The sequence below is a fragment of the Hydrogenophaga sp. IBVHS1 genome (genome assembly GCF_002127265.1).
GTDB lineage: Bacteria > Pseudomonadota > Gammaproteobacteria > Burkholderiales > Burkholderiaceae_C > Hydrogenophaga.
This window is the reverse complement of sequence record NZ_NFUU01000002.1, coordinates 486,102-499,597: the sequence shown is the minus strand read 5'-3', so window position 1 is coordinate 499,597 and position 13,496 is coordinate 486,102. Positions and strand designations below refer to the sequence as shown.

Annotated in this window: 13 protein-coding genes and 1 tRNA gene; 5 read left to right on the top strand and 9 right to left on the bottom strand. The window is 64.2% G+C overall.

The window, feature by feature from the left end:
- Window positions 1-11: 11 nt before the first annotated feature.
- From yaaA to CAP37_RS17100, 4 genes are all read right to left on the bottom strand, one after another.
- Window positions 12-788 carry a peroxide stress protein YaaA gene (yaaA, locus tag CAP37_RS17115; RefSeq protein WP_086125422.1) on the bottom strand — a complete coding sequence of 259 codons (777 nt, stop codon included), beginning with the start codon at window positions 786-788 and terminating at the stop codon, window positions 12-14.
- A 60-nt stretch (window positions 789-848) separates the two neighbouring features.
- Window positions 849-1,439 (bottom strand): DUF3501 family protein, encoded by a 591-nt coding sequence (locus CAP37_RS17110; RefSeq protein WP_086125421.1) that lies wholly within the window; start codon window positions 1,437-1,439, stop codon window positions 849-851.
- A gap of 11 nt (window positions 1,440-1,450) precedes the next feature.
- Window positions 1,451-2,800, bottom strand: a complete 1,350-nt coding sequence (locus CAP37_RS17105; protein ID WP_086125582.1) for a (Fe-S)-binding protein — start codon at window positions 2,798-2,800, stop codon at window positions 1,451-1,453.
- A 101-nt stretch (window positions 2,801-2,901) separates the two neighbouring features.
- Window positions 2,902-3,324, bottom strand: coding sequence for a rubrerythrin family protein (locus CAP37_RS17100; protein ID WP_086125420.1), 423 nt, complete (start codon window positions 3,322-3,324; stop codon window positions 2,902-2,904).
- Between the two features lie 287 nt (window positions 3,325-3,611).
- Between CAP37_RS17100 and CAP37_RS17095 the strand changes: the two genes are divergently transcribed.
- The 4 genes from CAP37_RS17095 (at window position 3,612) to CAP37_RS17080 (ending at window position 9,410) form a co-directional block, all read left to right on the top strand.
- Entirely contained in the window at window positions 3,612-4,226 is a 615-nt protein-coding gene (locus tag CAP37_RS17095; protein WP_086125419.1) for a VOC family protein, read from the top strand.
- A 309-nt stretch (window positions 4,227-4,535) separates the two neighbouring features.
- Complete coding sequence (locus CAP37_RS17090; protein WP_086125418.1) at window positions 4,536-6,266, top strand: FAD-dependent oxidoreductase; 1,731 nt, start codon at window positions 4,536-4,538, stop codon at window positions 6,264-6,266.
- Window positions 6,263-6,445 (top strand): DUF2783 domain-containing protein, encoded by a 183-nt coding sequence (locus CAP37_RS17085; protein WP_086125417.1) that lies wholly within the window; start codon window positions 6,263-6,265, stop codon window positions 6,443-6,445. Before CAP37_RS17090 ends, CAP37_RS17085 begins: the two co-directional genes overlap by 4 nt.
- 67 nt (window positions 6,446-6,512) lie before the next feature.
- Window positions 6,513-9,410 (top strand): valine--tRNA ligase, encoded by a 2,898-nt coding sequence (locus CAP37_RS17080; RefSeq protein WP_086125416.1) that lies wholly within the window; start codon window positions 6,513-6,515, stop codon window positions 9,408-9,410.
- An 84-nt stretch (window positions 9,411-9,494) separates the two neighbouring features.
- Here the strand turns inward: CAP37_RS17080 and CAP37_RS17075 are convergent, their stop codons facing one another.
- The 4 genes from CAP37_RS17075 to cysM all read right to left on the bottom strand — a co-directional run bounded on the left by CAP37_RS17075 (window position 9,495) and on the right by cysM (window position 12,368).
- A complete protein-coding gene (locus CAP37_RS17075) occupies window positions 9,495-10,538 on the bottom strand; it encodes a D-isomer specific 2-hydroxyacid dehydrogenase family protein (RefSeq protein WP_086125415.1) in 1,044 nt (347 codons plus the stop codon).
- Window positions 10,539-10,583: 45 nt separating this feature from the next.
- A complete protein-coding gene (locus tag CAP37_RS17070; protein WP_086125414.1) occupies window positions 10,584-10,811 on the bottom strand; it encodes a sulfurtransferase TusA family protein in 228 nt (75 codons plus the stop codon).
- An 86-nt stretch (window positions 10,812-10,897) separates the two neighbouring features.
- Window positions 10,898-11,452, bottom strand: coding sequence for an NUDIX domain-containing protein (locus CAP37_RS17065; RefSeq protein ID WP_086125413.1), 555 nt, complete (start codon window positions 11,450-11,452; stop codon window positions 10,898-10,900).
- Between the two features lie 13 nt (window positions 11,453-11,465).
- The gene (cysM, locus tag CAP37_RS17060; protein WP_086125412.1) at window positions 11,466-12,368 is read right to left on the bottom strand and encodes a cysteine synthase CysM; all 903 of its coding nucleotides are present in this window, start codon (window positions 12,366-12,368) and stop codon (window positions 11,466-11,468) included.
- 40 nt (window positions 12,369-12,408) lie between these two features.
- Here cysM and CAP37_RS17055 point away from each other — a divergent pair.
- Window positions 12,409-12,493: transfer RNA gene (locus tag CAP37_RS17055), tRNA-Leu, on the top strand.
- Between the two features lie 36 nt (window positions 12,494-12,529).
- Here CAP37_RS17055 and CAP37_RS17050 read toward each other — a convergent pair.
- Complete coding sequence (locus CAP37_RS17050; protein ID WP_086125411.1) at window positions 12,530-13,468, bottom strand: SDR family oxidoreductase; 939 nt, start codon at window positions 13,466-13,468, stop codon at window positions 12,530-12,532.
- Window positions 13,469-13,496: the final 28 nt, after the last annotated feature.

Sequence of the window (13,496 nt, the reverse complement as noted above, 5' to 3'; positions counted from 1 at the left end):
TTGAAACCTCATCAGGTTCGGGCGTCGCGGCGGAACACCAGCCGCTCCGTGGTGGATTCGGCCCCGTGGAACCGGTAGCCTTCAAGATCGAAGCGCTTGAGCTGCTCGACAACAGTGACCCGGTGCTGCACGGCGTAGCGCACCATCAGGCCGCGCGCGCGCTTGGCCATGAAGCTGATCACCTTGTAGCCATCGGGCTTGCGCTCCTCGAAAGTGCAGGTGACCACGCGCGGCACCAGCGCCTTGCGGTCGACCACCTTGAAATACTCTTCGCTCGCCAGGTTGACCACCACCGGGCTCAGTTCGGCGGCGGCGCGCTGATTGAGGTGCTCGGCGACCCGCTTGCCCCAGAACTGGTAGAGGTTGGTGCCGTGGTCGGTTTTGAGCCGCGTGCCCATCTCCAGGCGGTAGGCCTGCATCAGATCGAGCGGGCGAAGCACACCGTACAGACCGCTCAGGATGCACAGGTGCTGTTGCAACCAGTCCAGGTCGGACTCGTGCAGGCTCTTTGCGTCCAGGCCACCGTACACATCGCCATCGAAGGCCAGCACCGCCTGCTTGGCGTTCTTCGGGGTGAAGCGGGGCCGCCAGGCTTGGTAGCGCGCGGCGTTCAGGCCGGCCAGCGCATCGGAGAGGTCCATGAGCTCGGCAATCTGCTGCGGCGATTTCTCGCGCATCACCCCCACGAGTTCGCTGGCCTGCTTCAGAAACAGCGGCTGGGTGTGGGTGGCCACGTGGGCCGGCGTCTCGTAGTCGAGCGCCTTGGCGGGGGAGATCAGAAACAGCATGGCGAAAAGATGAAAAAAGGGCTTCCCGAAGGAAGCCCTGATTATGACCACGGGTGGGATTTACTTCAGATCACCGGCCAGGCTCGCCAGGGTCTCAATCGGCACCTGCATGTGCGCAGGGTAATGGGTGTGATCGCAACCGATCTTCACCGCCGCACCCGCCTGCACCGCCGCGCGCATGGTGGGCGTGAACTCGAAGCGCACGAAGTGCACCGCCGAGGTTTTCTCGTCGTTCTCGCGGTCCAGGTCTTCATCGGCAATGGCGTAGACACGCGCATGGCCTTCCACTTCGACGAACATGCGGTCTTCTACGCCGATGAGGCGCGCGAGTTCGCGTTTGCGCTCATTCACATCGGTGTATTCGATCATCATGGTCGCTTTCCAGTTGGTGCCATCGGGCACCAGTGGCGCGTAGGCCTCGATCTCCTGTTCGATGCCTTCCTCCTCAAAGATTTTCTCGATGCGCAGCATCTCCTGGATCTGGTAACGGATGGTGGTCTCGCTCTCGAACTGCAGATGGATGTGCTCGCCGAGCTGCACGCTGCGCAGCTTGCGGTGCGCGATGACCTCAGGCTTGTGCACCTTGCGCCACTTGGTGTAGGCCTCCAGGCTCATGAGCGTGTCGGCGGTGATGCGGCCGGTGAGTTGCATGCGGGTTCTCCTTACTTCAATCCGTAGGCCTGGGCCACCAGACTGAGCGGGTGCTTCAAGGTGGGGGCACCCAGGCCATTGACCTCGAAGCCTTGGGCAATGTGGTGGCCGCCGAGCGGGCAATCGGAACTGATGTAGTCGGGCTTGCTGCCGTCCTTCATGTTCGCCATGGCCTTGAAAACGGGCTTGCCGATCTTCATCGCCGTCTGGTGGTAAGCCTTCTTCACGCCGAACGTGCCAGCGTGCCCCGAACAGCGCTCGATGGTGTTGAGCGTGGTGTCGGGAATCATCTTCAACATCTCTTCGGTCTTGCGCCCGATGTTCTGCACGCGGCCGTGGCAGGGAATCTGGTAGCTCACGTTGCCCAGCTTCTGCGGAAACTCGGTCTTGAGCAGGCCGTCCCGCTTGCGCGCCATGAAGTACTCGAACGGGTCCCACAGATGCTCCTTCACCAGCTGCGTGTCGGCGTCGTCGGGAAACATGAGCGGGATTTCCTGCTTGAACATCAGCGCACAGCTGGGCACAGCGGCAAGGATGGCGTAGCCGTCTTTCGCGTACTTCGCCAGCACCGGGATGTTGGCGGCCTGGCTCTTCTGCACCGAGTCGAGGTCGCCGAGTTCGAGCTTCGGCATGCCGCAGCACTGCTCCTTCTCAACGATCACATAAGGAATTTCATTGTGGTCAAGGATCTTGAGCAGGTCCAGGCCAATGCCGGGTTCGTTGTAGTTGATGTAGCAAGTGGCAAAGATGGCGACCTTGCCTGGTGTCTTCTCGCCGTCCGTCACCACCGTGGCCTTTGCCACCGGTGTGCCGGAGCGAAACTTCTTGCTGGCCAGATCCGGCAGCCAGGCGTCCTTGTCGACACCGGCCACACTTTCCATGATGCTGCGCGCCGCCTTGGTGTGGGTCGCCGCATTGGCCACCTGGACCACGATGGGTATGCCCGCAAACTGCCCATGCACATCGGTGGAGGCGAGAAATTTCTCTGCCAGGCCGACTTCGCCCTTCTTGAACTTGATGGCCTTGGCGCGCAGCATGGTGTGCGGGAAGTCCAGGTTCCATTCGTGCGGCGGCGTGTAGGGGCACTTGGTCATGTAGCACAGGTCGCACATGTAGCACTGGTCGACCACCTTCCAGTAGTCCTTCTTGTCCACGCCGTCGACTTCCATCGTCGAGCTCTCATCGACCAGATCGAACAGCGTGGGAAAGGAACCGCAAAGGCTCACGCAGCGGCGGCAGCCGTGGCAGATGTCGAAGATGCGCTCCAGTTCGTGGAAGCACTTTTCTTCGTCGTAGAAATCGGGGTTCTTCCAGTCGAGCGGATGGCGCGTGGGTGCCTGCAGGTTGCCTTCGGTGGCCATGTTGTCGTCCTCGTCTCGTGCGGGTTTTTGTCGCGGGTTCATGAAAGGGCTCGGCCAAGAGCCCTTTCATGAACGCGCCGCAAGCGCGGCGCGGGCGTGGGTCAATCCACGAGTTCGTTCAGGGCTTTTTGATAGCGGTTGGCGTGCGAGCGCTCGGCCTTGGCCAGCGTCTCGAACCAGTCGGCCACTTCATCAAAACCTTCTTCGCGTGCGGTCTTGGCCATGCCGGGGTACATGTCGGTGTACTCGTGCGTTTCGCCGGCCACGGCTGATGCGAGGTTGTTGCGCGTGGAGCCGATTGGCAGCCCGGTGGCCGGGTCGCCCGATTGCTCCAGGAATTCCAGGTGGCCGTGCGCGTGGCCGGTCTCACCCTCGGCGGTGGAGCGGAACAGCGCCGCCACATCGTTCTGGCCTTCCACGTCGGCCTTGTTTGCGAAGTACAGGTAGCGGCGGTTGGCCTGGGACTCGCCGGCGAAGGCGTCCTTCAGGCATTGCTCGGTCTTCGAGCCTTTCAATGCGGGCATTTGGTATCTCCTTGCGTGGGTGGAAGAAACGCCCAGAAGCCCGAAAAGCACTTTCGTTCTCCTGGAGCCTGAGCACGTTACGCCGGCTGGGGAGGAAGGTCTAATTGTTCTGGACTATCCACCCCATTGGAGTCGACTATTGATGCGGACGAATTGATAACCGTTCTCAACAACATCGACACACCCCTTGGAAAGCCGCAAACTGGAGCGCGCCGCAGGCCCTTTAATTACGATAAGGGAAATGCATTGCATAATGGTGAATCGATAAGCCGCTTCAGGAGACAACCATGCCGTCCAACGCCACGCTGCCCGCACCCGCTCCCATCCAGCAGCTGCACCACTACGCTTACCGCGCCAGGGATGCGGAAGAAACCCGGCGGTTTTACGAGGACATCCTCGGTCTGCCGCTGTACCACATCATTCAGAGCGACTACGTGCCCAGCACGGGTGAGTACTGCCCGTACACGCACTTCTTCTTCCGCCTGCAGGATGGTTCCTTCATTGCGTTCTTTGATCTGGGTGACGACGAGGCCGCCGAGCCGAGCCCGAACACGCCGAAGTGGGTGAACCACATCAGCTTCCGCGTGAATACGGAGCAGGAGCTGGAGAACACGAAGGCACGTCTGGAAGCGCATGGCATCGAAGTGCTGGGCGTGACGGACCACCACATCTTCAAGAGCATCTATTTCTTCGACCCCAACGGCATCCGTCTGGAGCTCACGGCGCAACTGGCCGATGAGTTCGAGATGCTGAAAGAGAGCAAGACGGCGCATGCGAGGCTGGGCGAATGGAATGCGCGCAAGGAACAGTGGCGCAAGGAACGCGCCGAGGGTAAGTCCGCTGCACCGCTGAAGCCACAGCAGAACGACCGGCCTGAGGTGGCTGCGCGAGTGAAGGCCTGATTTCTTGGCGTTGTGGTGATTCCGGTTGGCGCAAGCGGGGGAGAAGGACTCCGCGAATGTCCCCCGGGTCGACTTCGCCGCCCCTCCTCCTTTATTTCGCTGCGCCCTTCTCCCCCGCTTGCGCCAACCTCTGGGCACGCGACTGTAGGCCAGCCAGTGCTTCACAGGCTCGTTGACCTCTGGTGCTCTGCGCAGCGAAATAAAGGAGGAGGCGGCCTCCCGCCGCCGGGGGACATTCGCGGAGCAGAGCGCCTGAGGTCAACGAGCAACGCGAGGTAGTCGAATGGAATCAGCAAGAAGGAGCAACGCATGTCCCTGACAGCGTACAAAGAAACCGCCCACACCAACAGCTACCAGTTCACCGCCGGAACAGGGTACGAACTTCCCGAATATCCGTTCGTTGCACCACCCGAACTGCAAAGTAAAGAGGCAGTGCGGCACCCGGTGGTCATCGTGGGCGGTGGCATCACCGGCCTCACCCTGGCCTGCTCACTCGCCCGCCTCGGTGTCAAAGCCGTGCTGATCGACGAAGACAACACCGTGGGTGTCAAAGGCGCTTCTTCACGCGGCATCTGCTACACGCAGAAATCGCTGGAGATTTTTGAACGACTCGGCATCTTTGAACGCATCGCCGCCAAAGGCGTGCAGTGGAGCGTGGGCCGCACCTTCGCCGGTGAAGACGAGGTCTACAGCTTCGACCTTCGCCAGCAAGGCAACTTCCACCTCTCCAGCCAGCCGCCCTTCATCAACATCCAGCAGTTCTACATCGAAGGCTTCCTGGTCGAGCGCATTCAGGAACTCGGCGTGGTCGACCTGCGCTGGCAGAACCGCCTCACCGCCTTTGAGCAGAACGCCGAATGCGCCACGCTCACCGTGGAAACGCCGGCCGGCAGCTACCCCATCGAGGCCGAACATGTGATTGACGCCACCGGCTCGCACAGCCCGCTGCGCAAATGGCTCGACGTGCCGTTCGACTCCCGCCGGGGCGACGATCGCTGGTGCATTGCCGACGTGCGCTTCAGCACCCGCCCACCGCTCGAGCGCCATACCTGGATCGAAGCACCGTTCAACGAGAACCGCGCGGTCTGGCAACACCTGATGGCAGACGATGTGTGGCGCATCGACTACCAGATGGCGCCCAACGCAGACCCCGAGTACGTGAGCCGCGAAGACGTGGTGCGCGAGCGCCTGCAGCGCCAGTTCGGCGCCGACGTGCAGGTCGACATCGTCTGGGTCGGCCCCTACGCCTACCGCAGCGAATGCGTGCACGGCATGCGCCACGGGCATGTGTACCTCATGGGCGACTCGGCCAAGGTGGTCAGCCCCTTTGGTGCGCGTGGCGGCAACACCGGCGTGGCCGATGCCGACAACCTGGCCTGGAAGCTGGCCGCCGTGTTGCGTGGCAAGGCTGCGCCCGCGCTGCTGGAGAGTTACAACCAGGAGCGGCTGGAGGCCGCGCAACAGAACGTGAACGTCACCAACCGCACCGCGCGTTTCCTGCGCCCTGCCGATGGCAGCGAGCGGCTGTTCCGCCAGGCCGCCATCGGCCTGGCCAAGCAATACCCGTTCGCGCGCAGCCTCATCAACACGGGTCGCATGGCGGTGGCCAACCCATACAGCCGGTCGTCCGTCTGCAGCTACGCGCCCGGGAGCGCGGCCGGTCAGTCGGTACAAAACGTGCACTTCGCCTGGGCTGACGGCCAGCCTGGCAAGGTGAATGACCTGCTGGACTGGGCGGCGGGCGACCTGCTGCTGCTGGTGTTTGGCGAACCGAGCCACACCGGGCTGCAGCGCCTGCGCCGACTGGCCGCGACCGCGCCAGTTCGCAGCGTGCAGGTGGTCGATGCCCGGTCTGCACCGCAGGCAGCGGAACATGTGCTTGACTCCGAAGGCCAGCTGCAAGGTGCCTGCCAGATGTCCGGCCACGGCTGGGCGCTGCTGCGACCCGACGGTTATCTCGCCGCGAGCGGAGACGCCATCAACGGCGGCCTGGTCGAGGCCATCGAACGTTCGCTGGGCCTGCGAGGAGACACCCCATGAAGACGACACCCCAGTTCCAGGACCCCGACGCGTTCTACGAGCAACTGCTCGACGCGCAGGCCGGCCTGAGTCGCGACGAAGCCGAGCTCTTCAACGCCCGCCTGATCCTGCTGCTGGCCAACCAGATCGGCGATGAGCGCGTGCTGCGCGAATGCATCGCCGCAGCAGCGCAACGATAGAATCGACGGCTCCCCTGTTCTCCCTGACGGCATCCTGCGGGATGCCGTTTCCATTCTGGCGCGCCCCATGACCGACACCCTGAACCAGCCTGGCCTGCAATCCCTGGCCAAATCGTTCGAACCCGCCCCCATCGAAGCCCGCTGGGGCCCGGAATGGGAACAGCGCGGCGTGGGCGTGGCGGGTTTTCGGGGCACGGGCGCACCCAAGGCGGGCGCGCCTTCGTTCTCCATTCAGTTGCCGCCGCCGAACGTCACCGGCACGCTGCACATGGGCCATGCGTTCAACCAGACCATCATGGACAGCCTCACCCGCTACCACCGCATGGCGGGTGCGAACACGGTCTGGGTGCCCGGCACAGACCACGCGGGCATTGCCACCCAGATCGTGGTGGAGCGCCAGCTGCAGGCGCAAGGCATCAGCCGCCACGACATGGGACCCACGCCGGCCGAAGCGCGCAAGAACTTCGTGGCCAAAGTGTGGGAGTGGAAGGAACAGAGCGGCAACACCATCACCACGCAGATGCGCCGCATGGGCGACACGGTGGACTGGAGCCGCGAATACTTCACCATGGACGAGAAGCTCTCGACCATCGTCACCGAAACCTTCGTGCGCCTGTACGAGCAAGGTCTGATCTACCGCGGCAAACGCCTGGTGAACTGGGACCCGGTGCTCAAGACGGCCGTGTCCGACCTCGAAGTGGAAAGCGAGGAGGAAGATGGTTTCCTCTGGCACATCGCCTACCCACTCACCGACGGCAGCGGGTCGCTCACCGTGGCCACCACCCGCCCCGAGACCATGCTGGGCGACGTGGCGGTGATGGTGCACCCCGAAGACGAGCGCTACACCGCGCTCATCGGCAAAACCGTGAAGCTGCCGCTGTGCGACCGCGACATTCCCGTGATTGCCGATGCCTATGTGGACCGCGAATTCGGCACCGGCGTGGTGAAGGTCACGCCGGCGCACGACACCAACGACTACGCGGTGGGCCAGCGCCACCAGCTGCCCATCATCGGCGTGCTCACGCTCGATGCGGCCATCAATGAAAACGCGCCCGAAAAATACCAGGGCATGGACCGCTTCGTGGCCCGCAAGGCGGTGGTGGCCGACCTGGAAGCCGCTGGCTTGCTGGTGGAAACCAAGAAGCACAAGCTCATGGTGCCGCGCTGCGCGCGCACCGGTCAGGTGGTGGAGCCCATGCTCACCGACCAGTGGTTCGTGGCCATGCAGTCCAAAGGCAACGAGCAGAACACCAGCGGTACGTCGATCGCCGAAAAGGCGATTGCCGCCGTGCAGTCTGGCGAAGTCACCTTTGTGCCGGAGAACTGGGTCAACACCTACAACCAGTGGATGAACAACATCCAGGACTGGTGCATCAGCCGCCAGCTCTGGTGGGGCCACCAGATTCCCGCGTGGTACGACGAAGCCGGCAACGTGATCGTGGCGCGCAACGAAGCCGAAGCGCAGGCCAAGGCCCCGGGCCAGACGCTCACGCGCGACCCCGATGTGCTCGACACCTGGTATTCGTCGGCCCTCGTGCCTTTCAGCACCATGGGCTGGCCGAACCAGAAAGACGGAGAGACCGAGGACTACAACCTCTATCTCCCCAGCAGCGTGCTCGTTACAGGCTACGACATCATCTTCTTCTGGGTGGCCAGGATGATCATGATGACCACGCACTTCACCGGCCGCGTGCCGTTCAAACACGTCTACATCCACGGCCTGGTGCGCGACGCGCAGGGCCGCAAGATGAGCAAGAGCGAAGGCAATGTGCTCGACCCGGTCGATCTGATCGACGGCATCTCGCTGGCGCCACTGCTGGAGAAGCGCACCACCGGCCTGCGCAAGCCCGAGACCGCGCCCAAGGTGCGCAAGGACACCGAGAAGGAATTCCCCGAGGGCATTCCAGCCTACGGTGCCGACGCGCTGCGTTTCACCTTCGCCGCGCTGGCCTCGCTGGGCCGCAGCATCAACTTCGATTCCAAGCGCTGCGAGGGCTACCGCAACTTCTGCAACAAGCTCTGGAACGCCACGCGCTTCACGCTGATGAACTGCGAGGGCCAGGACTGCGGCCTGAAAGAGCACACCAAGGCCGAATGCGAGCCGGGCGGTCCGTTCCACAACTACATGCACTTCAGCCAGGCCGACCGCTGGATCAGCTCGGTGCTGCAGAAGGTCGAGGCCGAGGTGGCCAAGGGCTTCGCCGAATACCGGCTCGACAACGTGGCCAACACGCTCTACGACTTTGTCTGGAACGAGTTCTGCGACTGGTACCTGGAGATCGCCAAGGTGCAGATTCAGACCGGCGACGCGTCGCAACAGCGCGCCACGCGCCGCACGCTGATTCGCACGCTCGAAGCCATCCTGCGGCTCGCCCACCCCATCATTCCGTTCATCACCGAAGAGCTGTGGCAGAAGGTGGCGCCCGTGGCCGGTTTGCCCGGCCCCACGGTGAGCGTGGCGCGCTACCCCGAGAGCCAGCCCAGCAAGATCGACGAAACGGCGATTGCCCACGTGGCCAAACTCAAGTCGCTGGTGGATGCCTGCCGCACGCTTCGCGGCGAAATGAACGTCTCACCCGCCACGCGTTTGCCGCTCTATGTCTCGGGCGACGCTGACTTCATGCGCGCCGCTGGCCCGGTGCTGCAAGCGCTGGCCAAGTTGAGCGAGGTGCGCGTGTTCGACGATGCAGCCGCCTGGGCCGACGCCGCGCAGGCCGCACCGGTCGCCATGGTGGGTGACGCCCGCCTGTGCCTGTTCATGGAGATTGACCTGGCGGCCGAGAAGGCTCGCCTGGGGAAGGAAGCTGCCCGTCTGGAAGGCGAGATCGCCAAGGCCACCGCCAAGCTCGGCAACGAAGCCTTCGTGGCCAAAGCACCGCCGGCGGTGATCGATCAGGAGAAGAAGCGGGTGGCCGACTTTTCAGCCACGCTGGTCAAGGTGCGCGAACAGCTTCAGCGCCTGTAAACCAGAGACACCGAGGGTCCGGCTCCGCCGGCTCCAGGTGTCGCCCCCTTCCAGGGGGGAGCCGCGAAGCGGCGCAGGGGGTAGTCAGTTCCTATGAAGAGCGATGGAGCTCCACTGTGACGGCGTGACCGTCTGCGGATCACCCGGCTCCTGGTAGTCCAGGCTGTCGAGCACCGAGAAATCGCTCACGCGGTTCTCGGCATGCGCGGCCGCACCCGGTGACAGCGTCTCGTGGATGCGGTGCGCCACATACCAGCTGGCGCGCAGCTTGGCTTCCCGGGTGTGCGAACCCAGGCGCGGCGTGAGGTGCAGGTTGGGTATGCCGTGCAGCGGCGTGCCTTCTGCCGCGAACTGCGGGTTGGCGCCATCGAGCAGGCAGGCGTCGATCCGGCCATCGCACAGGGCCAGCGCCAGCGCCTCGGCGTCGAACAGCGAACTGCGGCTCACACCCACCCACAACTGGCCCGGCTTGCAGTGGTTGAGCAGGCGCTCGTTGATCCAGCCCTTGAAGCGCGAGGCGTACACCATCTGCAGCGAGATCGCGTCCGAGTGGTTCAGCAGCTCCTGCAGCGAAACGGGTTCAACCTTGAGCTTGTCCCAGATGTCGGCGGCATGGTGCACCGCCGGGTCGTAGCCCAGCAAGCGCACGCCCAGGCTGCGCAGCATGGGCGCCAGCGTGTGCGCCACAGGGGCAAGACCCAGCAGACCCACGGTGCTGCCTGAAAGCTCGCGACCCATGCGCACCTGCGAAATCTTGCGACCCAGCAGCGCGCTGATCATGCCGCGGCGGTACAGCATGAGCAGGCCATACAGCAGGTACTCGGCATTGGAGCGCACCGTGGCGCTGCGCGCCTGCAACACACGCACGTTGCGCCGTGCGCAGGCATCCAGATCGGTGTTGTCGCTGGAGATCTGCATGCGCGCCACGATTTCGAGCTTGGGCGCGAAATCGAGGAATTCGTGCGAAACCACCACATGCGGCGGCAGCACGATGGCGCGCGACTTGTAGGTGCTCTTGCGCAATTCCGGCAGGTCGTCGGCCAGTTCCGGGCGGAAACTCACCTCATGGCGTTCCTGCAGCCAGGCCAGCGCCTCGGGCACAAGCGGATCAAGGAGCAGGACTTCCATGGTGCAGGGCGGGTTGGAGGTCGTTGAGGGGAGGTGAATGGCCGATCAGCGACGCTTGAGCACGCTGATGTGGTCGCCACCGAGAGTGGCCTGCTCCAGCAGCACGTTGCCGGTCTGTTTGGCAAAGGCCTGGAAATCGCGCACCGAGCCGGCATCGGTGGAAATCACCTTTAGCGTCTGGCCGCTGTGCATGTCGGCCAGGGCTTTCTTCGCCTTCAGGATGGGCAGCGGACAGTTCAGACCGCGCGCGTCGAGTTCTCGATCAGCATTCATGGGGGGGTATTCCTGGGTTCTTGACATTCTAAGCCGGGCGCACGGCCGCTGCAGCCAGCGCTGCCCCCATGCGCCCGCTGACCGGTTCAAGCCGCCGGACTTGCGGCGCCCGGGCGTGGCGGATCGTCCCGAAACCCGGGTTCAATGCCGCGCGCGCGCAGCCACTGCGCCAGTGCCAGCCCGGTGCCGGCGCGCCAGCAGAGCACCTGCTCAGGTGGCAAAAGCCTGTACTCCACCAGCTCCGGCGAGAGCTTCACGTCGCCGTGCACGCGGGCGTGGTAGGTGATGATGACCTGGTTCATGCGCTGGAAATCGTGCACCGCCACAAGCGAGAGTTCGTCCACCACCAGGGTGGTCTCTTCGGCGATCTCCCGCCGAATGCCCTCTTCGGGCGTTTCGCCCGCTTCCATGAAACCGGTGATGAGGCCGAACATGTCTGGCCGCGGCCAGGCCGCGTTGCGCGCCAGCAGGATCCGGCCGTCGAGCTCGACGATGGCCGCGAGCACCGGTGTGGGATTGTTCCAATGCGTGAAGCCACAGGCCGGGCAGCGCATGCGCTCCACCAGGCCGCTGTCTTCCTGCAGGCCGAGCAGTTCAAGCGGTGTGGCGCAGCTCGGGCAGAAGCGGTATTCGCTGCTCATGATCGGCAGCGCCTCATGCCGGAAAAACGCCGGTCGACAGGTAGCGGTCACCCCGGTCGCACACGATGAAGACGATGGTGGCGTTCTCGACCTGGCGCGCAATCTGCTGCGCCACCCAGCAGGCGCCGGCCGCCGAAATGCCGCCAAAAATGCCTTCTTCACGCGCGAGCTGGCGGCACATCTCTTCGGCATCGGACTGATCCACATAGACCAGTTCGTCCACCCGGCTCGGGTCGTAGATTTTCGGCAGGTACTCCACCGGCCATTTTCGGATACCCGGAATGCGCGACCCCTCGCTGGGCTGCGCGCCGATGATTCGCAGGGCCGGGTTCTTTTCCTTCAGGAAGCGGGAGACGCCGGTGATGGTGCCGGTGGTGCCCATGGCACTCACGAAATGCGTGATGCGTCCGCCGGTCTGTGCCCAGATTTCCGGTCCGGTGGTTTCGTAGTGCACGCGCGGATTGTCTTCGTTGGCGAACTGATCGAGCACGCGACCCTTGCCTTCGGCCTGCATGCGCTCGGCCAGATCGCGCGCCGACTCCATGCCGCCGCTCTTGGGTGTGAGGATGAGTTCGGCCCCGAAAGCCTTCATGGTCTGCGCGCGCTCGATGGACAGGTCTTCCGGCATGATCAAAACCATGCGGTAGCCCTTGATGGCCGCAGCCATGGCCAGCGCAATGCCGGTGTTGCCGGACGTGGCTTCGATCAACGTGTCGCCGGGCTTGATGTCGCCGCGCTCTTCTGCGCGCTTGATCATCGACACCGCAGGCCGGTCCTTCACCGAACCGGCCGGGTTGTTGCCCTCCAGCTTGCCCAGAATCACGTTGCCGCGCGAGGCGTTCTGCGCAGCGCCGATGCGCTGCAATACCACCAGGGGCGTGTTGCCGATGGCGTCTTCAATCGTCGGGTAATTCATGGCGTCACTGTGCCATAATTTCCGGTCGCCGTTCCGAGCAGCCCGGGTGGTGAAATTGGTAGACGCGCCGGACTCAAAATCCGGTTCCGAAAGGAGTGTCGGTTCGATTCCGACCCCGGGCACCAGATACGAAGCCGTGCAGTTCTACTGCACGGCTTTTTTCATGCCCGCTCAGGGGCCTCAAGGCTCAGCCCCTGTGCCACCGTCGGGTAGCGCAGCCGCAGCCGCAGTTCGTGCTTCATGCGGTCGTTGCGCAGTCGGCGCGACTCGCCCATGAAGCTCAACAGGGACAGCGGCAACAGATCGCCCGCCGCGTCGCGCGCGATGCGCTGGGGCCGGGGCAGACCATACAGATCGGCTGCGAAGTCGAAGTAGTCGCCCATCTTGAGGTCGGTGTCGTCGACCACGTTGACGTTACGCTGCGTGCGGCCGCGCCAGAGTGCCAGCACACAGGCGCGCGCCAGATCATCGGCGTGGATGTGGTTGGTGTAGACGTCGTCCTCGGCGCGCAACACGGGGGTGCCGCGCTGCAGGCGCTCGCGCGGCGTGCCACCTGCCCGATCGGGTGCGTAGATGCCGGGGATGCGCAGCACCGTGGTGCGCACGCCGGTGGCGCGGCCCAGCCAGTGCACCGTGGCTTCGGCGTCCACCCGGCGCCAGGCGCGCGGCGTCATCGGGCGCGCGGGCGTCGCCTCGCTCACCCAGCGGCCTTGCGCGTCGCCATACACGCCACTGGTGGAGCCGTACACCAGCGCAGCAGGCAACGAGCGCTGCACCAGGGCACGCACCAGGGCGCGGATTCGCGGATCGAGGCGCCAGTCGGTGGTTTCGCCCGAAGGGGGCGGCGCGAGGTGCAACACGCGGGTGGCGATACCGGCCAGGCGGCGCAGGGCACGAGCGTCGTCCAGATCCCCTTGCAGCGGTGTGATGCCGATCTGGCGCAGAGCGGTCACCCGTTCGGGACTGGAAGTGAGTGCGATCACGCGAGCGCGCCGCGCTGGCGCAAGCAGGCGCGCGGCGCGTGTGCCGACGTCGCCGCAACCAATGATCAGAACCCGCTCACGCCGGAAGCGCGCGGGCAATGCGCCCAGGAGGCTCATGCGAAATCCGAATTTGAGACAATGCCCG

What these genes read in the sequence shown, in the direction of transcription:
- CAP37_RS17105 (WP_086125582.1), bottom strand. Translation starts at nt 2,800, where the DNA reads ATGGCCACCGAAGGCAACCTGCAGGCACCCACGCGCCATCCGCTCGAC.
- cysM (WP_086125412.1), bottom strand. Translation starts at nt 12,368, where the DNA reads ATGAATTACCCGACGATTGAAGACGCCATCGGCAACACGCCCCTGGTG.
- CAP37_RS17085 (WP_086125417.1), top strand. Translation starts at nt 6,263, where the DNA reads ATGAAGACGACACCCCAGTTCCAGGACCCCGACGCGTTCTACGAGCAA.
- CAP37_RS17095 (WP_086125419.1), top strand. Translation starts at nt 3,612, where the DNA reads ATGCCGTCCAACGCCACGCTGCCCGCACCCGCTCCCATCCAGCAGCTG.
- CAP37_RS17110 (WP_086125421.1), bottom strand. Translation starts at nt 1,439, where the DNA reads ATGCAACTCACCGGCCGCATCACCGCCGACACGCTCATGAGCCTGGAG.
- CAP37_RS17050 (WP_086125411.1), bottom strand. Translation starts at nt 13,468, where the DNA reads ATGAGCCTCCTGGGCGCATTGCCCGCGCGCTTCCGGCGTGAGCGGGTT.
- CAP37_RS17065 (WP_086125413.1), bottom strand. Translation starts at nt 11,452, where the DNA reads ATGAGCAGCGAATACCGCTTCTGCCCGAGCTGCGCCACACCGCTTGAA.
- CAP37_RS17080 (WP_086125416.1), top strand. Translation starts at nt 6,513, where the DNA reads ATGACCGACACCCTGAACCAGCCTGGCCTGCAATCCCTGGCCAAATCG.
- CAP37_RS17070 (WP_086125414.1), bottom strand. Translation starts at nt 10,811, where the DNA reads ATGAATGCTGATCGAGAACTCGACGCGCGCGGTCTGAACTGTCCGCTG.
- CAP37_RS17075 (WP_086125415.1), bottom strand. Translation starts at nt 10,538, where the DNA reads ATGGAAGTCCTGCTCCTTGATCCGCTTGTGCCCGAGGCGCTGGCCTGG.
- CAP37_RS17100 (WP_086125420.1), bottom strand. Translation starts at nt 3,324, where the DNA reads ATGCCCGCATTGAAAGGCTCGAAGACCGAGCAATGCCTGAAGGACGCC.
- yaaA (WP_086125422.1), bottom strand. Translation starts at nt 788, where the DNA reads ATGCTGTTTCTGATCTCCCCCGCCAAGGCGCTCGACTACGAGACGCCG.
- CAP37_RS17090 (WP_086125418.1), top strand. Translation starts at nt 4,536, where the DNA reads ATGTCCCTGACAGCGTACAAAGAAACCGCCCACACCAACAGCTACCAG.